25 protein-coding genes are annotated in these 25,739 nt (G+C 62.1%); 15 read left to right on the forward strand and 10 right to left on the reverse strand.

Annotated elements, in window-relative coordinates; translation table 11 throughout:
• Nucleotides 1-95: 95 nt before the first annotated feature.
• The 5 genes from prpF to AC07OV_RS21075 form a co-directional block, all read right to left on the reverse strand.
• Nucleotides 96-1,286: a 2-methylaconitate cis-trans isomerase PrpF gene (gene prpF / locus AC07OV_RS21055; protein WP_495092901.1), complete on the reverse strand. Its 1,191-nt coding sequence runs from the start codon at nt 1,284-1,286 to the stop codon at nt 96-98.
• A 9-nt stretch (nt 1,287-1,295) separates the two neighbouring features.
• On the reverse strand, nt 1,296-3,890 hold the full coding sequence (gene acnD / locus AC07OV_RS21060) for a Fe/S-dependent 2-methylisocitrate dehydratase AcnD (protein ID WP_176996351.1): 2,595 nt from the start codon (nt 3,888-3,890) through the stop codon (nt 1,296-1,298).
• Nucleotides 3,891-4,073: 183 nt separating this feature from the next.
• On the reverse strand, nt 4,074-5,201 hold the full coding sequence (prpC, locus tag AC07OV_RS21065) for a bifunctional 2-methylcitrate synthase/citrate synthase (RefSeq protein WP_495092902.1): 1,128 nt from the start codon (nt 5,199-5,201) through the stop codon (nt 4,074-4,076).
• Between the two features lie 150 nt (nt 5,202-5,351).
• Nucleotides 5,352-6,245 (reverse strand): methylisocitrate lyase, encoded by an 894-nt coding sequence (gene prpB / locus AC07OV_RS21070; RefSeq protein WP_176996353.1) that lies wholly within the window; start codon nt 6,243-6,245, stop codon nt 5,352-5,354.
• Nucleotides 6,242-6,952 (reverse strand): GntR family transcriptional regulator, encoded by a 711-nt coding sequence (locus AC07OV_RS21075; protein ID WP_176996354.1) that lies wholly within the window; start codon nt 6,950-6,952, stop codon nt 6,242-6,244. Before AC07OV_RS21075 ends, prpB begins: the two co-directional genes overlap by 4 nt.
• 269 nt (nt 6,953-7,221) lie before the next feature.
• Here AC07OV_RS21075 and rloA point away from each other — a divergent pair, with 269 nt between their 5' ends.
• From rloA to pabB, 4 genes are all read left to right on the forward strand, one after another.
• A complete protein-coding gene (gene rloA / locus AC07OV_RS21080; protein ID WP_176996355.1) occupies nt 7,222-7,758 on the forward strand; it encodes a retropepsin-like aspartic peptidase RloA in 537 nt (178 codons plus the stop codon).
• A 5-nt stretch (nt 7,759-7,763) separates the two neighbouring features.
• Nucleotides 7,764-9,296 (forward strand): osmotic stress tolerance membrane protein RloB, encoded by a 1,533-nt coding sequence (rloB, locus tag AC07OV_RS21085; RefSeq protein ID WP_178924694.1) that lies wholly within the window; start codon nt 7,764-7,766, stop codon nt 9,294-9,296.
• Nucleotides 9,296-10,282, forward strand: coding sequence for an alpha-L-glutamate ligase-like protein (locus AC07OV_RS21090; RefSeq protein WP_176996357.1), 987 nt, complete (start codon nt 9,296-9,298; stop codon nt 10,280-10,282). Before rloB ends, AC07OV_RS21090 begins: the two co-directional genes overlap by 1 nt.
• A gap of 201 nt (nt 10,283-10,483) precedes the next feature.
• The gene (gene pabB / locus AC07OV_RS21095; protein WP_495092903.1) at nt 10,484-11,827 is read left to right on the forward strand and encodes an aminodeoxychorismate synthase component I; all 1,344 of its coding nucleotides are present in this window, start codon (nt 10,484-10,486) and stop codon (nt 11,825-11,827) included.
• Nucleotides 11,828-11,939: 112 nt separating this feature from the next.
• On the opposite strand, the gene thrH is transcribed toward pabB, so the two are convergent.
• Nucleotides 11,940-12,557: a bifunctional phosphoserine phosphatase/homoserine phosphotransferase ThrH gene (thrH, locus tag AC07OV_RS21100; protein WP_065929901.1), complete on the reverse strand. Its 618-nt coding sequence runs from the start codon at nt 12,555-12,557 to the stop codon at nt 11,940-11,942.
• A gap of 151 nt (nt 12,558-12,708) precedes the next feature.
• Between thrH and AC07OV_RS21105 the strand changes: the two genes are divergently transcribed.
• The 3 genes from AC07OV_RS21105 (at nt 12,709) to AC07OV_RS21115 (ending at nt 16,195) form a co-directional block, all read left to right on the forward strand.
• Nucleotides 12,709-13,443 carry a phosphoadenylyl-sulfate reductase gene (locus AC07OV_RS21105; RefSeq protein WP_176996361.1) on the forward strand — a complete coding sequence of 245 codons (735 nt, stop codon included), beginning with the start codon at nt 12,709-12,711 and terminating at the stop codon, nt 13,441-13,443.
• 483 nt (nt 13,444-13,926) lie between these two features.
• Complete coding sequence (locus AC07OV_RS21110) at nt 13,927-15,453, forward strand: NCS1 family nucleobase:cation symporter-1 (RefSeq protein WP_494998231.1); 1,527 nt, start codon at nt 13,927-13,929, stop codon at nt 15,451-15,453.
• Between the two features lie 13 nt (nt 15,454-15,466).
• Nucleotides 15,467-16,195 (forward strand): aspartate/glutamate racemase family protein, encoded by a 729-nt coding sequence (locus tag AC07OV_RS21115; RefSeq protein ID WP_135309449.1) that lies wholly within the window; start codon nt 15,467-15,469, stop codon nt 16,193-16,195.
• A gap of 105 nt (nt 16,196-16,300) precedes the next feature.
• Here AC07OV_RS21115 and AC07OV_RS21120 read toward each other — a convergent pair whose 3' ends face one another.
• Complete coding sequence (locus AC07OV_RS21120) at nt 16,301-17,224, reverse strand: LysR family transcriptional regulator (protein WP_176996363.1); 924 nt, start codon at nt 17,222-17,224, stop codon at nt 16,301-16,303.
• A 125-nt stretch (nt 17,225-17,349) separates the two neighbouring features.
• Here AC07OV_RS21120 and AC07OV_RS21125 point away from each other — a divergent pair, with 125 nt between their 5' ends.
• The gene (locus tag AC07OV_RS21125) at nt 17,350-18,096 is read left to right on the forward strand and encodes a 3-oxoacyl-ACP reductase family protein (RefSeq protein ID WP_494998233.1); all 747 of its coding nucleotides are present in this window, start codon (nt 17,350-17,352) and stop codon (nt 18,094-18,096) included.
• Between the two features lie 196 nt (nt 18,097-18,292).
• Here AC07OV_RS21125 and AC07OV_RS21130 read toward each other — a convergent pair whose 3' ends face one another.
• Together AC07OV_RS21130 and AC07OV_RS21135 are read right to left on the reverse strand one after the other, a co-directional pair.
• Nucleotides 18,293-18,979, reverse strand: coding sequence for an HAD-IA family hydrolase (locus AC07OV_RS21130; RefSeq protein WP_176996365.1), 687 nt, complete (start codon nt 18,977-18,979; stop codon nt 18,293-18,295).
• A gap of 102 nt (nt 18,980-19,081) precedes the next feature.
• Nucleotides 19,082-19,930, reverse strand: coding sequence for an oxidoreductase (locus AC07OV_RS21135; RefSeq protein WP_495092904.1), 849 nt, complete (start codon nt 19,928-19,930; stop codon nt 19,082-19,084).
• 98 nt (nt 19,931-20,028) lie between these two features.
• Between AC07OV_RS21135 and AC07OV_RS21140 the strand changes: the two genes are divergently transcribed.
• Nucleotides 20,029-20,925, forward strand: coding sequence for a LysR family transcriptional regulator (locus AC07OV_RS21140; protein WP_495092905.1), 897 nt, complete (start codon nt 20,029-20,031; stop codon nt 20,923-20,925).
• 31 nt (nt 20,926-20,956) lie between these two features.
• The gene (locus tag AC07OV_RS21145; protein WP_494998235.1) at nt 20,957-21,313 is read left to right on the forward strand and encodes a DUF2784 domain-containing protein; all 357 of its coding nucleotides are present in this window, start codon (nt 20,957-20,959) and stop codon (nt 21,311-21,313) included.
• Here the strand turns inward: AC07OV_RS21145 and AC07OV_RS21150 are convergent.
• Nucleotides 21,300-22,268 carry an SDR family oxidoreductase gene (locus tag AC07OV_RS21150; RefSeq protein ID WP_494998236.1) on the reverse strand — a complete coding sequence of 323 codons (969 nt, stop codon included), beginning with the start codon at nt 22,266-22,268 and terminating at the stop codon, nt 21,300-21,302. The genes AC07OV_RS21145 and AC07OV_RS21150 overlap by 14 nt on opposite strands.
• Before the next feature lie 97 nt (nt 22,269-22,365).
• Here AC07OV_RS21150 and AC07OV_RS21155 point away from each other — a divergent pair, with 97 nt between their 5' ends.
• From AC07OV_RS21155 to AC07OV_RS21175, 5 genes are all read left to right on the forward strand, one after another.
• Nucleotides 22,366-23,250 carry a LysR family transcriptional regulator gene (locus tag AC07OV_RS21155; RefSeq protein ID WP_495092906.1) on the forward strand — a complete coding sequence of 295 codons (885 nt, stop codon included), beginning with the start codon at nt 22,366-22,368 and terminating at the stop codon, nt 23,248-23,250.
• Nucleotides 23,251-23,304: 54 nt separating this feature from the next.
• The gene (locus AC07OV_RS21160) at nt 23,305-23,883 is read left to right on the forward strand and encodes a DUF4337 domain-containing protein (RefSeq protein ID WP_495092907.1); all 579 of its coding nucleotides are present in this window, start codon (nt 23,305-23,307) and stop codon (nt 23,881-23,883) included.
• Nucleotides 23,884-24,239: 356 nt separating this feature from the next.
• Nucleotides 24,240-24,899, forward strand: a complete 660-nt coding sequence (locus AC07OV_RS21165; protein ID WP_494998238.1) for a M24 family metallopeptidase — start codon at nt 24,240-24,242, stop codon at nt 24,897-24,899.
• A gap of 9 nt (nt 24,900-24,908) precedes the next feature.
• Complete coding sequence (locus AC07OV_RS21170) at nt 24,909-25,262, forward strand: gamma-glutamylcyclotransferase family protein (RefSeq protein WP_494998239.1); 354 nt, start codon at nt 24,909-24,911, stop codon at nt 25,260-25,262.
• Nucleotides 25,263-25,363: 101 nt separating this feature from the next.
• Nucleotides 25,364-25,699, forward strand: a complete 336-nt coding sequence (locus tag AC07OV_RS21175; RefSeq protein ID WP_016973626.1) for a hypothetical protein — start codon at nt 25,364-25,366, stop codon at nt 25,697-25,699.
• The last annotated feature ends 40 nt before the right edge of the window (nt 25,700-25,739 follow it).

Consider the following 25,739-nt stretch of genomic DNA (forward strand, 5'->3'; position numbering starts at 1 on the left):
CCCCCCCCCCCCCCCCCCCCCCCCCCCCCCCCCCCCCCCCCCCCCCCCCCCCCCCCCCCCCCCCCGCTCCTACAGGTTTGGATCGGTGTAACGCATTAGAAGGCGTCGCCGGGCACGCGCACGAAGCCTTCCATCAGCACGCGGGCACTGCGGCTCATGATGGCTTTCTTCACCACCCATTCACCGTCGACCTGGCTGGCTTCGGCGCCGACGCGCAAGGTGCCGGACGGGTGCCCGAAGCGCACCGCGTTGCGCTCCACGCCACCGGCCGCCAGGTTGACCAAGGTGCCGGAAATCGCCGCCGCCGTGCCAATCGCCACGGCCGCCGTGCCCATCATGGCGTGGTGCAACTTGCCCATGGACAACGCGCGTACCAGCAGGTCGACATCCCCCGCCTTGATCGCCTTGCCGCTGGACGCCACGTAATCCAAAGGCTTAGCCACAAACGCCACCTTCGGCGTGTGCTGGCGCTGGGCCGCTTCGTCCAGGTGCTGGATCAGGCCCATGCGCAGCGCGCCGTAGGCCCGCACGGTTTCGAACATCGCCAGGGCCTTGGGGTCGCTGTTGATCGCGCCCTGCAGCTCGGTGCCGGTGTAGCCGAGGTCTTCGGCGTTGATGAAGATGGTCGGGATGCCCGCGTTGATCAGCGTGGCCTTGAAGGTGCCCACACCGGGTACTTCGAGGTCGTCCACCAGGTTGCCGGTGGGGAACATCGAGCCACCGCCGCCCTCTTCTTCCGCTGCCGGGTCCATGAACTCCAGCTGCACTTCGGCGGCCGGAAAGGTCACGCCGTCCAGTTCGAAGTCGCCGGTTTCCTGCACCGCGCCCTCAGTGATCGGCACGTGGGCGATGATGGTCTTGCCGATATTGGCCTGCCACACGCGCACCACGGCCACGCCGTTGTGGGGCACGCGAGCAGGGTCGACCAGGCCGGCGCTGATGGCGAACGAACCGACTGCCGCCGACAGGTTGCCGCAGTTGCCGCTCCAGTCCACGAAGGGCTTGTCGATGGAGACCTGGCCGAACAGGTAATCCACGTCGTGGTCGGCGCGGGTGCTCTTGGCCAGGATCACCGTCTTGCTGGTGCTCGAGGTGGCGCCGCCCATGCCGTCGATCTGCTTGTCGTAGGGGTCGGGGCTGCCAATCACCCGCAACAGCAAGGCGTCACGGGCAGCACCCGGCACCTGCGCCGATTCGGGCAGGTCCGTGAGGCTGAAGAACACGCCCTTGCTGGTGCCGCCACGCATGTAGGTGGCGGGGATCTTGATTTGCGCTACGTGTGCCATGGTGTCCCCTCAGGCCGTTGCCGCCGATTCCAGGAAGTCCTGGGCAAAACGTTGCAACACGCCGCCCGCCTCGTAGATCGACACTTCTTCGGCGGTGTCCAGGCGGCAGGTCACCGGCACTTCGACACGTTCGCCATTCTTGCGGTTGATCACCAGGGTCAGCTGCGCACGCGGGGTACGCGCGCCGACCACGTCATAGGTTTCGCTGCCGTCGATCTTCAAGGTGTGGCGGTCGGTGCCCGGCAGGAACTCCAGCGGCAACACGCCCATGCCCACCAGGTTGGTGCGGTGGATGCGCTCGAAACCTTCGGCGGCAATCGCTTCCACACCGGCCAGGCGCACGCCCTTGGCCGCCCAGTCGCGGGACGAACCCTGGCCGTAGTCGGCGCCGGCAATGATGATCAGCGGCTGCTTGCGCTCCATGTAGGTTTCGATGGCTTCCCACATCCGCGTCACCTGGCCCTCAGGCTCGATACGCGCCAGGGAGCCCTGCTTGACCTTGCCGTTTTCCTGCACCATTTCGTTGAACAGTTTCGGGTTGGCAAAGGTGGCGCGCTGCGCGGTCAGGTGATCGCCACGGTGGGTGGCGTAAGAGTTGAAGTCGACCTCCGGCAGGCCCATTTTCGCCAGGTATTCGCCGGCGGCGCTGTCGAGCATGATCGCGTTGGACGGCGACAGGTGGTCGGTGGTGATGTTGTCCGGCAGCACCGCCAACGGGCGCATGCCCTTGAGCGGTCGCGCACCAGCCAGTGCGCCTTCCCAGTACGGAGGGCGACGGATGTAGGTGCTTTGCGGGCGCCAGTCATACAGCGGCGCGACTTTGGGGCCGGTGTCTTCGTGGATGGCAAACATCGGGATGTAGACCTTGCGGAACTGCTCCGGCTTGACCGACGCCTTGACCACCGCATCGATTTCTTCGTCGCTCGGCCAGATATCCTGCAGGCGGATTTCCTTGCCGTTGGCGTCCAGGCCCAGCACGTCTTTTTCGATGTCGAAACGGATGGTGCCAGCAATCGCATAGGCCACCACCAGTGGCGGCGACGCCAGGAAGGCCTGCTTGGCATACGGGTGAATACGCCCGTCGAAGTTGCGGTTGCCGGACAGCACGGCGGTGGCGTACAGGTCGCGGTCGATGATCTCCTGCTGGATCACCGGGTCCAGCGCGCCGGACATGCCGTTGCAGGTGGTGCAGGCAAAGGCCACCACGCCGAAGCCGAGTTTTTCCAGCTCGTGGCCCAGGCCGGCTTCTTCGAGGTACATGGCCACGGTTTTCGAACCCGGGGCCAGGGACGATTTGACCCACGGCTTGCGGGTCAGCCCGAGCTTGTTGGCATTGCGCGCGAGCAGGCCTGCGGCGATCACGTTGCGCGGGTTGCTGGTGTTGGTGCAACTGGTGATGGCCGCGATGATCACCGCGCCGTCAGGCATCTGGCCGGGCACTTCGTCCCACTGGCCGCTGATGCCTTTGGACGCCAGGTCACTGGTGGCGACGCGGGCGTGCGGGTTGCTCGGGCCGGCCATGTTGCGCACGACGCTGGACAGGTCGAAGGTGAGGCCGCGTTCGTATCGCGCACCTTTGAGGTCATCGGCCCACAGGCCGGTGTGGCGGGCGTATTGCTCCACCAGGGTGACTTGTTCGTCTTCGCGGCCGGTGAGCTTGAGGTAGGCGATGGTCTGCTGGTCGATGTAGAACATCGCCGCCGTGGCGCCGTATTCCGGGGCCATGTTGGAGATGGTTGCACGGTCGCCCAGGGTGAGTGCCGAGGCGCCTTCACCGAAGAATTCCAGCCAGGCGCCGACCACTTTCTGTTTGCGCAGGAACTCAGTCAGCGCCAGCACCATGTCGGTGGCGGTGATGCCCGGCAACAGCTTGCCGGTGAGTTCCACGCCAACGCTTTCTGGCAGGCGCATCCATGAGGCGCGGCCGAGCATCACGCTCTCGGCTTCCAGGCCACCGACGCCGATGGCAATCACGCCCAGGGCGTCGACGTGCGGGGTATGGCTGTCGGTGCCGACACAGGTGTCGGGGAAGGCCACGCCGTCGCGCACCTGGATCACCGGCGACATTTTCTCCAGGTTGATCTGGTGCATGATCCCATTGCCCGGCGGGATCACGTCGACGTTCTTGAAGGCCTTTTTGGTCCACTCGATAAAGTGGAAGCGGTCTTCGTTGCGGCGGTCTTCGATAGCGCGGTTTTTTTCGAACGCGTCCGGGTCGAAACCACCGGCCTCGACGGCCAGGGAGTGGTCGACGATCAGTTGAGTTGGCACCACCGGGTTGACCTGCGCCGGGTCACCGCCTTGCTGGGCGATGGCATCGCGCAGGCCGGCAAGGTCGACCAGGGCGGTCTGGCCGAGGATGTCGTGGCACACCACGCGCGCCGGGAACCAGGGGAAGTCGAGGTCGCGCTTGCGCTCGATCAGTTGGCTCAGGGACGCGTTGAGGGTGGCCGGGTCGCAGCGACGCACCAGGTTTTCGGCGAGTACGCGGGAGGTGTAGGGCAAGGTGGCGTAGGCGCCGGGGGTGATGGCCTCGACTGCCGCACGGGCGTCGAAGAAATCCAGGCGGCTGCCGGGGAGCGGTTTGCGAAATTCAGTGTTCATCGTCAGGACTCGGTCACGGTAGTTACAAAAGGAGAACTGTCGACACTGGCTTTGCTTTCTGTGGGAGCTGGCTTGCCTGCGATGGCATCACTGCGGTGTGACAGGTACACCGAGTTGATCCCATCGCAGGCAAGCCAGCTCCCACAGAAAAGCACATTTGCCCGTGTGCTCAGCTCATCCCACTCAGCGACGTTCGATTGGCACGAACTTGCGCTGTTCTACGCCGATGTATTCGGCGCTTGGACGGATGATGCGGTTGTTGGCGCGCTGCTCGAACACGTGCGCGGCCCAGCCGGTCAGGCGCGAGCACACGAAGATCGGCGTGAACAGCTTGGTCGGGATGCCCATGAAGTGGTACGCCGAGGCATGATAGAAGTCGGCGTTGGGGAACAACTTCTTCTGCTCCCACATGGTCTTGTCGATGGCTTCGGAGACCGGGAACAGCACCTTATCGCCCACTTCATCAGCGAGCTTTTTCGACCAGCCCTTGATCACCTCGTTACGCGGGTCGCTGTCTTTGTAGATCGCGTGGCCAAAGCCCATGATCTTGTCTTTGCGCGCCAGCATGCCGAGAGTGCCTTCGACGGCTTCTTCAGCCGAACCGAAACGCTCGATCATCTCCATCGCCGCTTCGTTGGCACCGCCGTGCAGCGGGCCGCGCAGGGAGCCGATGGCGGCGGTCACGCAGGAATACAGGTCGGACAGGGTCGACGCACACACGCGGGCGGTGAAGGTGGAGGCGTTGAATTCGTGCTCGGCGTAGAGGATCAGCGAGACGTTCATCACTTTTACGTGCAGCTCGCTTGGTTTCTTGCCGTGCAGCAGGTGCAGGAAATGGCCGCCAATGCTGGGCTCGTCGGTCACGCAATCGATGCGCTTGCCGTCGTGGCTGAAGCGGTACCAGTAGCACATGATCGCCGGGAAAGCAGCGAGCAGGCGGTCGGTCACATCGCGCTGCACGCTGAAGTCTTTCTCGGGCTCGATATTGCCCAGGAACGAGCAGCCGGTACGCATCACGTCCATCGGGTGAGCGTCGGCAGGAATGCGCTCCAGCACTTCCTTCAACGCCTGGGGCAGGTCGCGCAATTTGCTCAGCTTGGCGCTGTAGGCGGCCAGTTCGGTTTGGGTCGGCAGTTCGCCGTACAAGAGCAGGTAGGCGACTTCTTCAAATTGCGCATCGGCGGCCAGTTCGCGCACGTCGTAGCCGCGATAGGTCAAGCCGGCACCGGCCTGGCCCACGGTGGACAGTGCGGTCTGCCCGGCGACCTGGCCACGCAGGCCGGCGCCACTCAGTACTTTTGCTTCAGCCATGGTTCTTCTCCAATTTTGTATTTATAGGGAGGCCTTGGTTAATCGCGGCCCTGTAGGAGCCGGCTTGCCGGCGATTGGCCCTTGAAGGCTGCGCCCATTTCGAGGGCGCCATCGCCGGCAAGCCGGCTCCTACAGTTATGGGTAAGGCGTTTATTTCTTGGCGGCAAACAACGCGTCGAGCTTTTGCTCGAAGGTGTGGTAGTCGATGCGATCGTAAAGCTCCATGCGGGTCTGCATGGTGTCGATCACGTTCTGTTGGGTGCCATCGCGACGGATCGCGGTGTAGACATTCTCGGCCGCCTTGTTCATGGCACGGAAGGCCGAGAGCGGGTACAGCACGATGGAAACATCGGCAGATTTCAACTGTTCGGTGGTGTACAGCGGCGTCGCGCCGAACTCGGTGATGTTGGCCAGGATCGGCGCTTTCACACGGGAGGCAAACAGCTTGTACATCTCCAGTTCAGTGATGGCTTCCGGGAACACCATGTCGGCGCCGGCCTCAATGCAGGCGGCGGCACGTTCCAGGGCCGATTCCAAACCTTCCACGGCCAGGGCGTCGGTGCGCGCCATGATCACGAAGCTGTCGTCGGTGCGCGCATCCACGGCGGCCTTGATGCGGTCGACCATTTCCTGCTGGGACACGATTTCTTTATTCGGGCGATGGCCGCAACGCTTGGCGCCTACCTGGTCTTCTATATGGATGGCGGCCGCGCCGAACTTGATCATCGACTTGACGGTGCGTGCCACGTTGAAGGCCGAGGAACCGAAACCGGTGTCCACGTCCACCAGCAGCGGCAGGTCGCACACATCGGTGATGCGGCGCACGTCGGTCAGCACGTCATCCAGGCCGGTGATGCCCAGGTCCGGCACCCCGAGGGAACCCGCCGCTACCCCGCCACCCGACAGGTAGATCGCCTTGAACCCGGCACGCTTGGCCAGCAGCGCATGGTTGGCATTGATCGCGCCGACCACCTGCAAAGGGTGCTCGCTGGCGACCGCATCACGGAAACGCTGGCCGGGTGTGCTTTTATTGTAGGAACTCATGACTCACCTCTTTCAGGGGCGCCGCCGGGGAAATGACGGGCAATGTTGCGTTTGGACGCGCCGATATGACGGCGCATCAGCAGTTCGGCCAGTTCACCGTCGCGATCGGCGATCGCGTCCAGTATGCGGTGGTGCTCGGCAAAGGCCTGGCGTGGACGATTGGGGGTGGCGGAGAACTGGATGCGGTACATGCGCACCAACTGGTACAGCTCGCCGCAGAGCATTTGGGTGAGGGTACGGTTACCTGCGCCCTGGATGATCCGGTAATGAAAGTCGAAGTCGCCTTCCTGCTGGTAGTAACCGAGGCCGGCCTGGAACGCCTCGTCGCGCTCATGGGTGTGCAACACCTGGCGCAATTCTTCGATTTCGGCGTCGGTCATGCGCTCGGCGGCCAGGCGGCAGGCCATGCCTTCGAGGGATTCGCGGATTTCGTAGAGTTCGATCAGCTCGGCATGGCTGAGCGACACCACCCGCGCGCCAACATGGGGGACGCGTACCAGCAGGCGCTGGCCTTCCAGGCGGTGGATCGCCTCGCGCAGCGGGCCACGGCTGATGCCGTAAGTACGCGCTAACTCCGGCTCGGAGATCTTGCTGCCGGGGGCGATCTCTCCCTTGACGATGGCGGCCTGGATACGGCGGAAGACGTTCTCGGACATGGTCTGGGATTCGTCCGTCGTCGCCACCAAGGCTTCCGATTGATCCAGCATATTGTCGACACCTTCAAAAGCAATTCCGCAAAAACTAGCCAATAAGCGGTTGCGAGTCAAAGAATAAATCCACATTGTCGACAATCGTCTAATAACCCCTGCTGCACTTTATCGGGGCATGGCCGCCTGCCAGCGCTGGCGCCAAAAAAGCATCATGTTAGAATGCGGCCGCTTTTGCCTGACATCACTGGATGAAACGGCGCACAAGAGATTGCGCAGCAATGCCAGTCGCCATGAATTGAACATTGCACTGCACTGCCTCAGGATTTATGACACTCAAGCCCCTCCTTCTATTATTTTGCCTGCTGGCCCTCCCGAGCCTTGGCCTTGCTGCCGAGAAGACCGTGTATGGCCTGAACGAATACGCCCAGCTGGCGGGCATCGACCTGGAAGTGGCCGCCAAACTCGATACCGGCGCCAAGACCGCCTCGCTGAGCGCCCGCGACATCAAGCGCTTCAAGCGCAACGGCGAGTCCTGGGTGCGCTTCTACCTGGCCATCGACACCGCCCATTCCCACCCCATCGAACGCCCCCTGGCCCGCGTCAGCAAGATCAAGCGCCGCGCCGGTGACTACGACCCCGATGAGGACAAGAACTACACCGCCCGCCCCGTGATTGCGCTGGATATCTGCATGGGCACCGCTTTACGCAGCATCGAAGTGAACTTGACTGACCGTAGCGCATTCCAATACCCGCTGCTGATCGGCTCCGAAGCGCTCAAACGCTTTGATGCGCTGGTCGACCCCAGTCTTAAATACGCAGCAGGCAAACCTGCCTGCGCCGCCGACGCTCATACCGCCGAGTAAACCGAATGCGCTCTCTGACCCTGCACCTGAAAATCCTCATCACCATCCTGGTGGTGCTGGGTATTTCGGTCACCGCCTATCAGATCTTCGTGCTGGGGATCCCCGTTACCGAGGACGCCACTGACGACTTGTGGAACATCGACGCCAAGGTCGAGTTCGTCGCCAACCCGAAAGACCCGGTGAAGATCCAGATGTTCGTGCCGCCCCTGAGCCGCGACTTCGTCAGCCTCAACGAGAGCTTCATCTCCAACAACTACGGCGTGAGCGTCAACCGCACTGACGGCAACCGCAAGGTCACCTGGTCGGCACGCCGCGCCAAGGGCAACCAGACCCTGTATTACCGCCTGGTGCTGACCAAGCGCTACAGCGGTGAAAAGATCAAGGTCAAAGGCCCGACCTTCCGCGACAGCATCGCCGTGGAAGGCCCCGAGAAGATCGCCGCCGAAGCCCTGCTGGCGCCGATCCGCCAGCACTCGGCCGACGTCGAGACCTTTATCAGCGAAGCCATCAAGCGCACCAACAACCTCAACGACGACAACGTGAAGCTGCTGCTGGCGGGCGACCCGTCCACGCCGCACAAGGCCAAGATCGTCGAGTTGCTGCTGTCCATCGCCCACGTACCGGTGGAAAAAGTTCACACCATCCGCCTCGTCGCTGACCAGCCGCAAACCCCGGAACTGTGGCTGCGCAGCTTCAACGGCAATGACTGGCTGTACTTCAACCCGGAAACCGGCGAGCAAGGCCTGCCGGCCGACCGCCTGCTGTGGTGGACCGGCGATGAAAACCTGATCACGGTGGATGGCGGCAAAAAGGCCATGGTGACCTTCAGCCTGAACAACAGCGAGATGAACGCCATCCGCCTGGCCAAGCTGACCGACGAGAACACCGACGCCAACTTCCTCGAATACTCGCTGTACGGCCTGCCGCTGCAGACCCAGCAGACGTTCATGATCATGGTGATGATCCCGATTGGCGTGCTGGTGATCCTGATCCTGCGCAACCTGATCGGCCTGCAGACCCTGGGCACGTTTACCCCGGTGCTGATCGCCCTGGCGTTCCGCGAAACGCAGCTGGGCTTCGGGATTGTGCTGTTTACGATCATCACGGCGCTGGGGTTGTCGCTGCGCTCCTACCTGGAACACTTGAAATTGCAGATGCTGCCGAGGTTGTCGGTGGTGCTGACCTTCGTGGTGGTGCTGATCGCGGCCATCAGCCTGTTCAGCCACAAGCTGGGCCTGGAGCGCGGGTTGTCGGTGGCGCTGTTCCCGATGGTGATCTTGACCATGACCATCGAACGCCTGTCGATCACCTGGGAAGAACGCGGCGCCAACCATGCGCTGAAAGTGGCAATTGGCACGCTGTTCGCGGCGTCGCTGGCGCACATCATCATGAGCGTGCCGGAGCTGATCTACTTCGTGTTCACCTTCCCGGCGATCCTGCTGATCCTGGTGGGCTTCATGCTGGCCATGGGGCGTTATCGCGGCTACCGCCTGACCGAGCTGGTGCGTTTCAAGGCCTTCTTGAAGGCTGACCAGTAATGTTCGGCTTCTGGAAGACCTGGAAGGCCCTGGAAGCGCGGGGGATCATGGGCATCAACCGGCGTAACGCCGACTACGTGCTCAAGTACAACAAGCGCAGCCTCTACCCGATCGTGGATGACAAGATCATCACCAAGGAACGGGCGATGGCGGCCGGCATCCACGTACCGGAAATGTACGGGGTGATCAGCACCGAGAAGGAAATCGACAAGCTCGACGACATCATCGGTGGGCGCAGCGACTTCGTGATCAAGCCGGCCCAGGGCGCCGGCGGTGACGGCATCCTGGTGGTAGCGGACCGTTTCGAGGGGCGCTATCGCACGGTGTCGGGCAAGATCATCAGCCATGAAGAGATCGAGCATCAGATCTCCAGCATCCTCACCGGCCTGTATTCCCTGGGCGGCCACCGTGACCGCGCCCTGATCGAATACCGCGTGGTGCCCGACCAGATCTTCAAGAGCATCAGCTACGAAGGCGTGCCGGACATCCGCATCATCGTGCTGATGGGCTACCCGGTAATGGCCATGCTGCGCTTGCCGACGCGCCAGTCGGGCGGCAAGGCCAACCTGCACCAAGGCGCCATTGGCGTGGGCGTAGACCTGGCCACCGGCCTGACCCTGCGTGGCACCTGGCTGAACAACATCATCACCAAACACCCCGACACCACCAACGCGGTGGATGGCGTGCAACTGCCCAACTGGGACGGTTTCATGAAGCTCGCGGCGGGTTGCTACGAGTTGTGCGGGCTGGGGTACATCGGCGTGGACATGGTGCTGGACCAGGAAAAAGGCCCGCTGATCCTTGAGCTCAATGCGCGGCCCGGGCTGAATATCCAGATTGCCAACGACTGCGGCCTGACCTTGCGCACCCACGCGGTGGAAGCGCGATTGGAAGAATTGAAGGCTGCGGGCGTGACGGAAACGCCGGAAGAGCGGGTGAGGTTTGTGCAGGAGATGTTTGGGCATATTCCGGCGGTAGAAGGCTGACGGCCTCATCGCAGGCAAGCCAGCTCCCACAGGTTGACCGCTTTCCCATGTGGGAGCTGGCTTGCCTGCGATGGCTTTCGAACCAGCAACCGCTGAATCAGGATAAGGCCTCAATCTGCTTATCCCCGACATCCCCTCTAGGACCAGAACCGACAGGGGACTACAATCCCCTCCCCCGCGCCATTAGCTGATCCACCCCGCATGTCGACCTGTTCCGTACACCCGCTGCCCTACCGGGCCAACCCCGCCGCGTACTTCACGGCGATTCGTCACGCTCCTGGCGCGGTGCTGCTCGACAGCGGCCGCCCGGCCGCCGAACGCGGGCGTTATGACGTGCTCAGCGCCTGGCCGAATGCAACCTTGACGGTGGCGCCTGACGAAAGCGGCAGTGATTTCCTGCAACGCTTGCGGGAAAACCTCAGGTTGTTGGGTGAGGCGGCCTTGCCTGCCGGTTATGAGCTGCCGTTTGCCGGCGGCTTGATCGGCTACCTGAGCTACGACTTTGGCCGGCACCTGGAACACATGCCCAATCTGGCCGCCGACGACCTGCACCTGCCGGACGCACGCTTCGGGCTGTATGCCTGGGCACTGATCAGTGATCACCAGGCCCAGACCAGCCAGTTGGTGTTTCACCCCACCCTGGCCGAGGGCGAACGGCAACGCCTGATTGCACTGTTCAGCACGCCTGCCACTGAGTCGAGCGCCAGCTTCCAGTTGCAGGGCCCCATGGCGCCAGACCTCAGCGCCGAGACCTACCGCCAGGCCATCGTGCGCATCCAGGATTACATCCAGGCCGGCGATTGCTACCAGGTCAACTTTGCCCAGCGTTTTCGCGCGCCGTGTGCTGGTGACCCCTGGGCGGCCTACTGCGCCCTGCGTGAGGCCTGCCCCACCCCGTTTTCCGGGTTCCAGAGCCTGCCCGATGACGGCGCGGTACTGAGCCTGTCCCCCGAGCGCTTCGTGCACATCAGCGAACGCCGCGTCGAAACCCGCCCCATCAAAGGCACCCGCCCTCGTGGCCTGACGCCCGAAGAGGACGCCGCCAACGCCGCCGAACTGCTGGCCAGCCCCAAGGACCGCGCCGAAAACCTGATGATCGTCGACCTGCTGCGCAACGACCTCGGCCGCACCTGCCGCACCGGCTCGGTCAGCGTGCCGGAGCTGTTCAGCCTGGAAAGCTACCCCAACGTGCACCACCTGGTGAGCAGCGTTGTCGGCACGTTGGCCGACGACAAGGACGCCCTCGACCTGATCGCCGGCAGCTTCCCGGGCGGCTCCATCACCGGCGCGCCGAAGATCCGCGCGATGCAGATCATCGACGAACTGGAACCCACCCGACGCGGCCTGTACTGCGGCTCACTGGTGTACCTGGACGTGCGCGGCGAGATGGACAGCTCCATCGCCATCCGTAGCTTGCTGGTCAAGGATGGCCAGGTGTGCTGCTGGGGCGGCGGCGGGATCGTGGCGGACTCGGAGTGGGAGGCGGAGTATCAGGAGTCGCTGACGAAGGTGCGGGTGTTGTTGGAGACGCTGGAAGGTTTGTAGTGACTGGGCTGGCCTCTTCGCGGGCAAGCCCGCTCCCACATTTTGGTGTGTGAACCCATTCAAGTGTGGGAGCTGGCTTGCCTGCGATGAGGCCACCAGCCCCACCAAAAAATTACAGGCTCAACTGCCGATTCGAGGCCTTGATGAATTCTTTCTTCAAGTCCTCAAACGTGTGCACCGCCGGGAACTGCGGGAATTCGCGGATCACGTTCTCGGGCGCGTGGAACAGGATCCCACGGTCGGCCTCGCCAAGCATGGTGGTGTCGTTGTAGGAGTCACCGGCCGCGATCACACGGTAGTAGAGGGTCTTGAAGGCCAGCACCGACTGACGCTTGGGGTCTTTCTGGCGCAGTTGGTAGCTCACCACCCTGTCGTTTTCATCCGTGATCAAGCGATGGCACAGCAAGGTCGGGAAGCCCAGCTGGCGCATCAGCGGCTGGGAGAACTCGTAGAAGGTGTCAGACAGGATCACCACCTGGAAGCGTTCGCGCAGCCAGTTGACGAACTCGATGGCGCCGTCCAGCGGCTTGAGGGTGGCGATCACTTCCTGGATATCGGCGAGTTTCAGGCCATGTTCGTCGAGGATGCGCAGGCGTTGCTTCATCAACACGTCGTAGTCGGGAATGTCACGGGTGGTGGCCCGCAGGGATTCAATACCGGTTTTTTCGGCGAAGGCGATCCAGATTTCCGGAACCAGCACCCCTTCCAGGTCGAGACAGGCAATTTCCACAAGACACTCCCATTGGATGTTGTTAGTTGAGCGAGCAAAAGGACTGCCGAACTCTAGCGATTCAAGCTCGCCGCCGCAACGCAGGGCGGATTTTGATACCATCGCTCCCCTATAGAGCGCTCAGCGCCACTGACCTGTAGGAACCGTCCTGATGAACCAAGCCTTCGACGTCGCTGAACTCGCCGCGACCTATGCCAACAAATCTGCCCAGGACATCCTCAAGCTGGCGTTCAGCCAGTTCGGCGATGACCTGTGGATTTCCTTCAGCGGTGCCGAGGACGTGGTGCTGGTGGACATGGCCTGGAAGCTGAACAAGAACGTCAAGGTGTTCAGCCTCGACACCGGCCGCCTGCACCCGGAAACCTACCGGTTCATCGAGCAGGTGCGCGACTTCTACAAGATCGACATCGAGCTGATCTCGCCGGACCAGAGCAAGCTGGAACCCTTCGTCAAAGAGAAAGGCCTGTTCAGCTTCTACAAGGACGGCCATGGCGAATGCTGCGGCGTGCGCAAGATCGAGCCGCTGCGCCGCAAGCTCTCGGGCGTTCGCGCCTGGGCCACCGGCCAGCGCCGCGACCAGAGCCCCGGCACCCGCAGCCAGGTAGCGGCGCTGGAAATCGACACGGCCTTCTCGACTCCGGAACGCACCCTGTACAAGTTCAACCCGCTGGCGCAGATGACCAGCGAGGAGATCTGGGGTTACATCCGCATGCTGGAGCTGCCGTACAACAGCCTGCATGAGCGCGGCTTCATCAGCATCGGCTGCGAACCGTGCACCCGCCCGGTACTGCCCAACCAGCACGAGCGCGAAGGCCGCTGGTGGTGGGAGGAAGCCACGCAGAAAGAGTGTGGGTTGCATGCGGGAAATATCATCAGCAAGGCTTGAAGCTGATGCGGTAAACAATGTGGGAGCAGGCTTGTGTGGGAGCTGGGCTTGCCCGCGATGCAGGCACCTCGGTGTATCAGTGATACCGGGGTGACGCTATCGCAAGCAAGCCAGCTCCCACATTTGTTTTGTGTTGGGCATTAAGAATGTACACATAGATGTAACCATCGGTGCCATTTATGTGTGCAATTTATATTCGACCGCACCATTACGTAACACCTTCTCCCGTCTATATCTCCTCGTTGTAAACCGTCATCTTCCCGCTGAAAAATAAATACCTGTTCAATCGGTCAATTTATATTTCTTCTAATTCAGCCAGTTATTAAACACACCTACAAAAACGAAATTAACCGATATTTTCATAGATCGAAAACTGGCACGCATGTGGCTTAAGGTGAAACGCGCTTTGTATACAATAAATACAAAACATACATACACTTTGCCATCCGCGGCTCGCCTGCAGATGCGCTGGAGCTTGCCGGAATGCGTACAAGCCTATCGAACCTCGCACTGGATCTGCCCTCCTCCGCCCTGAACCCCGAGGCCATCAGCCCCGGCCCGCTGGTGCTCAGCCCACGCCTGCACAACAAGGACCTGGCGCCCACCAAAGTGGAAGGCCGCCGTTGGGGGCGCTACAGCATCTTCGCGTTGTGGACCAATGACGTGCACAACATTGCCAACTATTCCTTCGCCATTGGCTTATATGCATTGGGCCTGGGCGGTTGGCAGATTCTGTTGTCTTTAGGCATCGGCGCGGCGCTGGTGTATTTCTTCATGAACTTGTCCGGGTATATGGGGCAAAAGACCGGCGTGCCGTTTCCGGTGATCAGCCGGATCAGTTTCGGTATTCATGGCGCGCAGATTCCGGCGTTGATTCGTGCGGTGATCGCGATTGCCTGGTTCGGTATCCAGACCTACCTGGCTTCGGTGGTTTTCCGCGTATTGCTGTCGGCGATTCACCCCGGGTTTGCCGACTATGACCACAACTCGATCCTGGGCCTGTCGACCTTGGGTTGGGCGTGTTTCGTGACGATCTGGTTCGTGCAGTTGGCGATCCTGGCCTACGGCATGGAAATGGTGCGCCGTTATGAAGCCTTCGCCGGGCCGGTGATTCTGGTGACGGTGGCTTCACTGGCCGGTTGGATGTACTTCCAGGTGGGGGGCAACATTGCCTGGTCGGTTCGCGAACCGCTGAGCGGCGGCGAGATGTGGCGCAACATCTTCGCCGGTGGTGCACTGTGGCTGACCATCTACGGCACGCTGATCCTCAATTTCTGCGACTTCGCCCGCTCCTCGCCGTGCCGCAAGACCATCCAGGTCGGCAACTTCTGGGGCCTGCCGGTGAATATCCTGGTGTTTGCCGCCATCACCGTGCTGCTGTGTGGCGGGCAGTTCCAGCTCAATGGCCGGGTGATCGAAAGCCCGACTGAAATCATCGCGGCCATCCCCAATACCTTCTTCCTCGTGCTCGGCTGCCTGGCCTTTTTGATCGTCACCGTGGCGGTAAACATCATGGCCAACTTCGTCGCCCCGGCCTTTGTGCTGAGCAACCTGGCGCCCAAGTACCTGAACTTCCGCCGCGCCGGGTTGATCAGCGCGACCCTGGCAGTGCTGATCCTGCCGTGGAACCTCTACAACAGCCCGCTGGTGATCGTGTATTTCCTCTCCGGCCTGGGCGCACTGCTGGGGCCGTTGTACGGGGTGATCATGGTCGACTACTGGCTGATCCGTAAAAGCCGGGTGAACGTGCTGCAGCTGTATAGCGAAGACCCCCATGGCGACTATTTCTACAGTCGTGGGATCAACCTGCGTGCGGTGGCAGCCTTCATTCCAGCGGCGGTGATCGCCATTCTGCTGGCGCTGTTGCCGGGCTTTGCCAGCGTCGCACCGTTTTCCTGGATGTTTGGCGCCGGTATTGCAGGGCTGTTGTACCTGCTGATCGCCAAGCGCCAGCCGTACTACGCCGATGTCAGCGGCGAGAGCATTGCAGTCGATAACGTCAGTCACTAATCAAGGATTTTCCATGCGTATCCTCGTGGTCAACGTCAACACCACCGAATCCATCACCGACACCATCGCCCAGCAAGCGCGGGCCGTGGCTGCGCCGGGGACCGAGATCGTCGGGCTTACCCCCTACTTCGGCGCGGAATCGGTGGAGGGCAATTTTGAAAGTTACCTGGCGGCCATCGCCGTGATGGACCGGGTGATGGCCTACGACCAGCCGTTTGACGCGGTGATCCAGGCCGGCTACGGCGAGCACGGCCGCGAAGGCCTGCAGGAGTTGCTGAACGTGCCGGTGGTGGACATCACGGAAGCGGCCGCCAGCACGGCGATGTTTCTGGGGCATGCCTACTCGGTGGTCACGACGCTGGACCGCACCGTGCCGCTGATCGAAGACCGCCTGAAACTGGCCGGGCTCTACCAGCGCTGCGCCTCGGTACGGGCCAGTGGCATGGCGGTGTTGGAGCTGGAAGAAGACCCGTTGGCCGCCATGGAAGCCATTGTGCGCCAGGCGGAGCTGGCCATCAGCGAGGACAAGGCCGAGGTGATCTGCCTGGGGTGCGGCGGCATGGCCGGGCTGGATGAACAGATCCGCCAGCGCACCGGCGTGCCGGTGGTGGATGGGGTGACGGCGGCGGTGACCATTGCCGAGTCGTTGGTACGGTTGGGGTTGTCGACGTCGAAGATCCGCACCTATGCGACGCCGAGGCCGAAGAAAGTCATTGGCTGGCCGGGGCAATTCGGGCGGTAGACCGAGTCGCCTGCATCGCGGGCAAGCCCGGCTCCCACAGGGGATCGCATTTCCCTGTGGGAGCTGGCTTGCCTGCGATGGCCGCGCCGCTGTCTACGGCCATGATCAAACCGCGCTGAATCGCTGGCTCAACCGCTGCTCGGCAAATTGCTCGATGATAAAGTCCACAAACGCCCGGGTCTTGCCGGGCAGCAGTTTGTGTTCGGCGTAGTAAATGGAAATGTTGCCATCGTCGACATACCAGTCGGGCAACACCCGCACCACCGCGCCGCTGTCGAGAAACGGCACCGCCATCGGCATGCTCACCAGCGCAATGCCCAGGCCCTGGGCGCTGGCGCAGCAGGCGGCTTCGGAGTCACTCATGGTCATGCCGGGCTTGAGCACCAGCGGGCGCTGTTCGCGGTCACGGCCGGTCAGTTGCCACGTGCGGATGCGCCCGGTCTGCGGTGAACGGATCAGGATGCCCGCGCAGTGCGCGAGATCTTCCGGTGTGTTGACTGACGGGCGTTTTGCCAAATAGCTCGGCGCGGCCACCAACACCCGGTGCGCCGGAGTGAGTTTGCGCGCCACCACCCCCTGGGGTAACTCAAAGCCTCCGCCAATGGCGGCGTCGAAACCCTGGCCAATCAGGTCCACCTGACGGTTATCAAAATGCCAGTCCGGGCTGATGTCCGGAAACCGTCCCATGAACTCACCCAGCAGCGGCACCACGTAACGGTTGCCGAACACCGTGCCCATGCTGACCTTGAGCGTGCCCACTGGCCGGCCTTCGGCGCTGGCCAGGTTGGCCACGGCATTCTGGATGGTGGTGAGGCTGCCGCTGACTTCCTCCAGAAACAGTTTGCCGGCTTCGGTCAGGGTCAGGCGCCGTGTACTACGCTGGAACAGCCGCACACCCAGGCGCGCCTCAAGCTTGGCGACACTCTTGCCCACCGCTGCCGGGGTGAGGCTCAGGTGCCGGGCTGCTTCGGCGAAGCTGCCGCCTTCGGCACTGCGCACAAAGCATTCGATACTGCCAAAGCTCTCCATAACGCCCACTCTAAACTTTTGGTTTACACAGACTATAGCAATCGCGGTCTACCGGTGTACCGGGGTGAGGTTGATACTCGGCGCCATCAACAAGGCATTCCGCCTTGAACAGCTAGGAGATCGACATGACCACACATAACCTCAGCGGCAAAGTCGCCTTGATTCAAGGCGGTTCCCGCGGCATCGGCGCCGCCATCGTCAAGCGCCTCGCCGCGCAAGGTGCAGCGGTTGCTTTTACCTACGTCAGCTCGGCCGCCAAGGCCGAGGAATTGCAGAACAGCGTGATCAGCGAAGGCGGTAAAGCCCTGGCGATTCGTGCCGACAGCGCCGATGCCGAGGCGATTCGCAACGCCGTCAACAAAACCGTCGAAGCCTTTGGTCGCCTGGACATCCTGGTGAACAACGCCGGTGTGCTGGCCATCGCGCCGCTGGAAGACTTCAAGCTGGAAGACTTCGACCAGACCCTGGCGATCAACGTGCGCAGCGTGTTCATTGCTACTCAGGAAGCGGCCAGGCACATGGGTGATGGAGGCCGGGTGATCAACATCGGCAGCACCAACGCCGAGCGCATGCCCTTTGGCGGTGGCGGCCCGTATGCGATGAGCAAGGCCGCGCTGGTGGGGTTGACCAAGGGCCTGGCGCGGGACCTGGGGCCACGGGGCATTACCATCAACAACGTGCAGCCTGGGCCGGTGGACACCGACATGAACCCGGCGGACAGTGATTTTGCCGAGAGTTTGATTGGGTTGATGGCGGTCGGGCGGTATGGGCATGTGGAGGAGATTGCCAGCTTTGTGGCCTACCTGGCAGGGCCGGAGGCCGGCTACATCACCGGTGCCAGCCTGACCATTGATGGCGGCTTCAGCGCCTAATACTTCAGGAACACTGCAAAACCCAATGTGGGAGCTGGCTTGCCGGCGATGGCGCCCTCAAGATTGCTATCGCAGGCAAGCCAGCTCCCACATTTTTTACGACCAGCGCATGACCCTTGTAGGAGCCCGGCTTGCCGGCGATGGCGGTGTTAAGGACGCTATCGCCAGCAAGCCGGGCTCCTACGGTTTTAGGGTATCAATGAAGCGGTGGCAAGCCGTAGGCCGCCAGGTCGAAGTCGGCGAGTTTGCGGATGATCTGGTCGGCGTGGTGGTACTTGCTGTCGGCCATGGCTTCATCGGGCACGGCGATGGCGGTCATGTGGGCGGCCTTGGCGGCGGTGACGCCGAACGGCGAGTCTTCGAACACCAGGCAGTCCTCGGGCGCAACGCCCAGGCGGCGGGCGGCGGTGAGGAAGATGTCCGGAGCGGGTTTGGCCGCGCCGACTTCCGGGTCGTCAGCGGTGACAATGGTGTCGAACAGGCCAAACCACTCGCGGTGCAACGTGGTCTTGTGGCCGAATGAATTGCGCGACGAACTGGTGCCCACGGCAATCGGAATGTTGTGCGCCTTCAAGTGCCGCACCAACGCTTCAGCGCCGGGCATGCCCAAGGCCTTGGGGAAACGTTCGCTCATCAGCGGTTCGCGGATGGTCAGGAACTCAGCCGGGGTGATCGGCAGGTCCAGGGCCTTGACCACGTAGTCGGCCAGGTCCTGGGCGCCACGCCCGATGATGTGCTGCTTGATCCCCCAGTCATAGGTACGGCCGTAGCGTTCGGCGATGATCTGCGTGACTTCGGTGTAGATGCCTTCTGTGTCCAGCAACAAACCGTCCATATCGAAAATCACGGCCTTGATCGGGCCGGCGGTACGCGGTGCGTTCATCAAACAGATCCTTGGGGAAGGACTAAAAGGATTCAGCACAATAACGGCCCGGCTCTCTTGCAAGCAACCGTTGTGACCATCGATGTGCTGTTTCCCAAGACCTTACTCGGGGAAATCCGCGCCCTCAGTCACGTCAGCCCACGCGTCGAAGTCAGCGCTCAATGCCTCGACCTTGGTGCGTGCAAACCCCAGCGCGGCCTTGCCCAGCAGCAAGCGCAACGGCGGTTGTTCGGCTTCCACCGCCTTGACGATGGCGATTGCGGCGCGCACCGGGTCGCCGGGCTGTTTTCCGCTGTAACTGCGCACGCGACTGGCCCGCGCCGCCGCCGTGTCGCGGTAGTCGTCGATGGTGTGAGCGGCCTCATTAGCCGAGCGCCCGGCCCAGTCGGTGCGGAATGGGCCCGGCTCTACCAGCAACACCTTGATCCCCAGCGGCGCGACTTCCCCTGCCAGGGCTTCAGACAACCCTTCCACCGCGAACTTGGTGGCATTGTAGAAACTCAGGGACGGGAACGCCGCAATCCCGCCCACCGAAGAGATGTTCACCACGGTGCCCGAGCGCCGAGCGCGCATGCCGGGCAACACGGCGCGGGTCATGGCGCTGAGGCCCCAGAAGTTGATGTCGAACATGCGGCGCACTTCATCCAGGTCACTTTCCTCCAACGCGCCGAAGTAACCAATACCGGCGTTGTTGACCAGCACATCGATGTGCCCGAAATGCGCTTGAGCCGCCTGCACTGCCGCGTCGACCTGGGCCTGGTCGGTCACGTCCAGCGCCAATACCAAGGCGTTGTGTTCATGGCCGGCCACGATGTCCTGCACCTGTTGCGGGTTACGTGCGGTGACCACCGTCGGGTAGCCGAGGCCGAGGGTGTGCAGGGCCAACTGGCGCCCGAAACCGGTTGAACAACCGGTGATAAACCAGACAGGTTTTGCGGTGGAATGGGTCATGAAGGGGCTTTCCTCGTGGGGTGTGAAAAAAGTATGCGCGTGGGTGTTCTTGTGAAAAAGATGCATAATCCAAAAGCCCCTTTCGGAAAAACCACACAATGGACACGCCGGATTTCCAGCAATTGCGCCTGTTCCTGCAGGTCGCCCGCGCCAAGAGTTTCACCCAGGCGGCCGATGCCGTGAGCCTGTCGGTTTCCACCGTCAGCCAGCGGGTCGGCGCCCTGGAAAAACAGCTGGGCGTGCGCCTGCTCAACCGCACCACCCGCAGCGTCAGCCTCACCGAAGCCGGTGCGCAACTGGTTGAACGCGTTACCCCGCTGCTCGAAGAACTGCACACCAGCTTGCACAGCGTCGCCGCCGCCACCGTCGAGGCCAGCGGCACCTTGCGCCTGAACGTGCCCTCCACCGCCAGCCGCATGGTGTTGCAGCCGTTGCTGCAAGGGTTCTTGCGCAAACACCCGGGGATCAACCTGGAAGTGGCCGTGGATAACGCTTTGGTGGACATCGTCGCCCAAGGGTTTGATGCGGGTATCCGCTACGATCACGTGCTGGCCGAGGACATGGTGGTGATCCCCGTGGCCCGGCAACTGCGCTTTGTGATCGTCGCCACCCCGGGCTATTTGCAAGGCCGCACAGTCCCCACCCACCCGCATGATTTGCTTGAACATGAATGCGTGAACTATCGCAGCGCCCAAACCGGCCTGCTGCACCGCTGGGATTTTGAAAAGGACGGCAAGCCGCTGCGCGTGACGGTGAAGGGCCGGCTGGCCACCAACGACATCGAGCTGATGATCCGTGGCGCACTGGATGGCTTCGGTTTTGCCTATGTAGCGCGTTCCAGTGTCGAGCCCTACCTGCAATCCGGTGAGCTGGTGGAAGTCCTGGGCGACTGGATCACCCACAGCGCGCTGTACCTGTATTACTTCAATCGCAGCAACACGCCGAAAAAACTGCGCGTGTTCATCGACTACCTGCAACAAGAACTCAACGCCTGATGCCCGGCCGACCTCAACAGCGAGCCCCGACATGCTCTATCGATTAGCCGCCGACGGTCTGGTGCTGTTCCACCTGTGCTTCATCCTGTTCGTGCTGTTTGGCGGGCTGCTGGCCCTCAAATGGCGGCCCGTGATGTGGCTGCACCTGCCCGCCGCTGCCTGGGGCGTGGCCGTGGAAGTGTTCCACCTGCCCTGCCCGCTCACCCGTTGGGAAAACCTGTTTCGCCACCTGGCCGGCCAGGACGGTTATGGCGGCGGCTTTATCGAGCACTACATCCTCGCGATGATCTACCCGGCCGGGCTGACCCCGAACATTCAGCTGGTGCTCGGGGCCGTGGTGTTGCTGATCAACGTCGCGGTGTATGTGCGCCTGATCAGACGGCCTTAGGCAAGCAGCCCAGGCCGCTCAAGGTGGCCTCGACTGCCTGCTCCAACGGGGTGTGCGGTTCTTTGCCAAGCACCTCGACGAGGCATGTGTTGTCCATGCGCAGCGGGGTGCGCCACAGGTAACGCATCTCCTGCAGTTCGCGGAAGGTCACCACAAAGGGCGCCGCCAGCTTCAACAGCCACCAAGGGAAACTGCCTACGCGGGGCTGCTGGCCTGTCCTGCGCAACACCACGCGCTGGATGGTCCGCGTCATCTGCGTGCCGTCGGTGTCGGTATGCCCGGCCATATGAAAACGCGCAAAGGCAGCGAGGCTGGCACGGCGGGCCAGCAACTCGACTATCGTGCGTGCCACGTCCGGCAGGTACGCCCATTGATGGAGCAGGCCCGGGGCGCCCGGATAGCTGATGGTGTGCACCGGCTTGCCGGGCTTGACCAGGCCCTGGGAAAACCAGCTGTTCGCGGCGCGGCCACCAAAAAAGTCCCCGGCGCGCAGGATCAAGACGCGAGCGCCATGACCAGAGGCCTCTTGCAGGCGTTGCTCCAATTGCACACGGATCGCGCCCTTGCGCGTTTGCGGGTGCTGGGGCGAGTCTTCGTGCAACACGGGAAAGGCATCCGGCCCGTAGTTGTAGACCGTGCCGGGCAACACGATGGTTGCGCCTTCGGCGATGGCGGCGGCGATGGTGTTGTCGATCATCGGCAGTACGAGTTCTGCCCAGTTGCGATAACCCGGTGGGTTCACTGCGTGAACGATCACCTCGCAACCACGGGCAGCGGCCAGCACCTCATCACGGTTCAGCGCATCGCCCTTGAGCCAGGTGAATGCCGCATTCTGGCTGCATGCCTTTTCTACGTCACGGGCCAACGCACACACGTCCCAACCTGCCGCTTTCAACTGCCGCGCGACTTCACCGCCAACTCCACCTGTTGCGCCCAATACCAGCACTTTGCTCATCACCGCCTCCCACCTTTGTCTATTGTTGGCGCCAGTGTGTGCGTGCCCCGGCTATAGATAAATTGCCGAAGATTGCTGAGTCGCTATACATTTATGCATGGCATTGAATATCGGATGGGAGCTTTACCGGTCGTTCCTCGGCGTACTCCAGGAAGGATCGTTGTCGGGGGCCGCACGGCTGCTCGGCATCACGCAGCCCACGGTCGGTCGGCATATTGCCGCGCTGGAGTCGGCATTGGGCGTGGTGCTGTTCACCCGCTCGCCCACCGGTTTGTTGCCGACGGCGATGGCGCACACCCTGCGCGGCCACGCCGAAACCATGGCTCGCACCGCCGCTGCCCTGGAACGGGCGGCCTCGGCCCAGGGCGACGACGTACGCGGCGTGGTGCGGGTGTCGGCCAGTGAAGTGGTCGGCGTGGAAGTGCTGCCGCCGATCCTCAGCCAATTGCGCCAACACCACCCTCACCTCAAGGTCGAGTTGACCCTGACCAATCGCCTCAGCGACCTGTTGCAACTGGAAGCCGACATCGCCGTGCGCATGGTCCGACCGAGCCAGGAGCAATTGCTGGCAAGGCGCGTAGGCATCATCGAAGTGGGCCTGCATGCCCGCGATGACTACCTGGAACAACACGGCACGCCCCAGCAGATGCAGGACCTGGCCCATCACTCGGTGATTGGCTTCGACCAGGAGAACGCCTTTATTCGCAGCCTGGCGATCAAAGGCTTCGAACGCAGCGCCTTTGCCCTGAGCAGTGACAGCGACCTGGCGCAACTGGCGCTGATCCGCGCCGGTGCCGGTATCGGCGGCTGCCAGGTGCTGTTGGCCCAGCGCGACCCGCGCCTGCGCCGGGTGCTGGCGCCGGGGTTCTCGATCCAGCTGGACACCTGGGTGACCATGCACGAAGACCTGCGCAACAGCCCGCGCTGCCGGGTGATGTTCGATGCGCTGGTGGAGGGTTTGCAGCGTTACGTACAGGATTGAGACAGCTTCACTGGTAAAGAATCAGTCTCCCTCAATCCGTTCGTAGACGCCCCCATGTCCGAAGCCTTCGAAGTCCCCAGCCCCCACGAAAAACACATCGAACACACCACCGAACATGCCCACGGCCGAGGGGACAATTTCGCCAGCCGCATTGCGGTGATGACCGCCTTGATGGCCACCCTCGGCGCCATGCTCAGCTATCAGGCCGGCTCCACCGAAAGCGAAGCGGCGATGGACAAGAACAACGCCGCCATCATCAAGACCGAAGCCGCCAACCAGTGGAATTACTACCAGGCCAAATCCAGCCGGCAGAACCTGGCGGAACTCGCCACCCACATCCCGGGCGTGGATGCCGCGCATTACAAGGATGAGATCGAGCGCTACAAAGGCCAGAAGGAAGACGTGCGCAAACAGGCTGAGAAGCTGGAAGCCACGTCGAAGGAATGGGACCAGAAGTCCGAAGAGGCCCTGCACCAGCATCACCGTTGGGCCCAGGCGATGACCGCGATCCAGATCGCGATTTCGCTGGCGGCGATTACGTTGCTGACCAGACGAGAGTGGCTAAAACAAATGTCCTACACCGCCGCCGGTGTGGCAGTCGTCCTGGGCAGCCTGGCCTGGTTGCACATCTAACCCAACCCACGTTCTGCTGCACGTTTCCCCACGTAACTGTAGGAGCCGGCTTGCCGGCGATAGCGGCGGCACAGCAAACATAGATGTTGCTTGACCCACCGTAATCGCCGGCAAGCCGGCTCCTACAGGTGCGTTTTCGCGCTCAGGAGTTGGGCTCTTTCTTACATCGCTATGTAGGAGCCGGCTTGCCGGCGATAGCGACGGTACCGCAAACAGGGATGTTGCCTGACCCACCGTAATCGCCGGCAAGCCGGCTCCTACAGGTGCGTTTTCGCGTTCAGGAGTTGGGCTCTTTCTTACATCGCTATATAGTAAAATGAATAACGAAAAACCCAGCCCAACGCGAGGAACCATCGGTGACTGCACAACCCAAAGAAGCCGTGGGCGCCGCCTACAGTATCGACTCCATGCGCTTCGCCCAGGCCATGACCTGGAAAGCCATCGACCACCTCGCCCAACGCATCCGCCCGGGTATGCTCGAATCCGAAGCCCGCGAGCTGGGCAAGCAGGTGCTCGCCGAGCTCGACATGCAACGCATCTGGCACCCGTTGCTGGTGCGTTTCGGCGCCAACACCCTCAAGGCCTTCAACCAGCGCTCCGAAGGTGACCCGGTGCTGGGCGACAACGATATCTTCTTCATCGACATGGGTGCCGTGTGGCAAGGCCACGAAGGCGATGCCGGCGCAACCTTCACCACCGGCAACGACCCGGAAATGATCGCCTGCGCCAGCGCCGCCAAGACCCTGTTCGACCGCGTGCAATCGCGCTGGAAAAACCAGCAAGTGGTCGGCCTGGAACTCTACCGCTACGCCCAAGAGCAAGCCCAGGCCATGGGTTGGCAACTGAACCTGGACATCAAGGGCCACCGCGTCAGCGACTTCCCCCATGCGATCCACCGTGGCGGCGACCTCGGTGATTTCGAGTACTACCCGAATGCAGGGCTGTGGATCCTGGAAATCCAGATCGCCCACCCGAGCAAGCCTTACGGCGCTTTTTACGAAGACCTCCTCGCTTAAGGAATAGAAATGGAACGCTCCACCGCCTACCCCGAACTGCTGTTTTCCTACGGCACCTTGCAGGACAAGGCCGTACAACTCGCCAACTTCGGGCGCGAACTGGCCGGGCAGCAAGACGCGATGCTGGGCTACGCACAAAGCTGGGTAGAAATCACCGACCCCGCCGTGTTGGCCACCAGTGGCAAGACTCACCACCCGATCGTGGCACCCACCCACGAGCAAGGCGCCAGCGTCGAAGGCATGGTGTTTCAGATCACCGCCCAAGAGTTGGCGGCAGCCGATGCCTATGAAGTATCGGACTACAAGCGCGTGGCCGTGCCGTTGGCATCGGGGCTCACGGCCTGGGTGTACGTGAAGGCGTGAAGATGAAACTTTCGGGGCAATGATTTCAATCTGCCACTTCGGCGATTAAAGTGGCGCGCTTTCGAGAATTGGATCTCGATTTTTTGCCCATGGAGTTACCCGTGAAGTACATCAGTAAAGTCGCTGCAGCCGCCGTTCTTGGTTTTGCCCTCGCTGGCTGCACCGGCACCGCCATCAAGTCCCCGCAGTACGACAGCAACCAATACACCGTTCTGGGCCACAGTGAAGCAAGCGCCACCGGTATCATGCTGTTCGGCATCATCCCGATCGGCCAGAACAGCCGTTTCGTGCGCGCTCAAGACGCCGCCATCAAGGCCAAGGGCGGCGATGCGCTGATCAACACCCAAGTGCAGGAAAACTGGTTCTGGGCCTGGGTACTCAGCGGTTACACCACCAAGATTTCCGGTGATGTGATCAAACTGAAAACCGCGCAATAAATAGACCGCCGCCAGGGTTTTAACCCCGGCAAGCGACGTA

The organism is Pseudomonas sp. GW821-FHT09A09 (assembly GCF_059418405.1).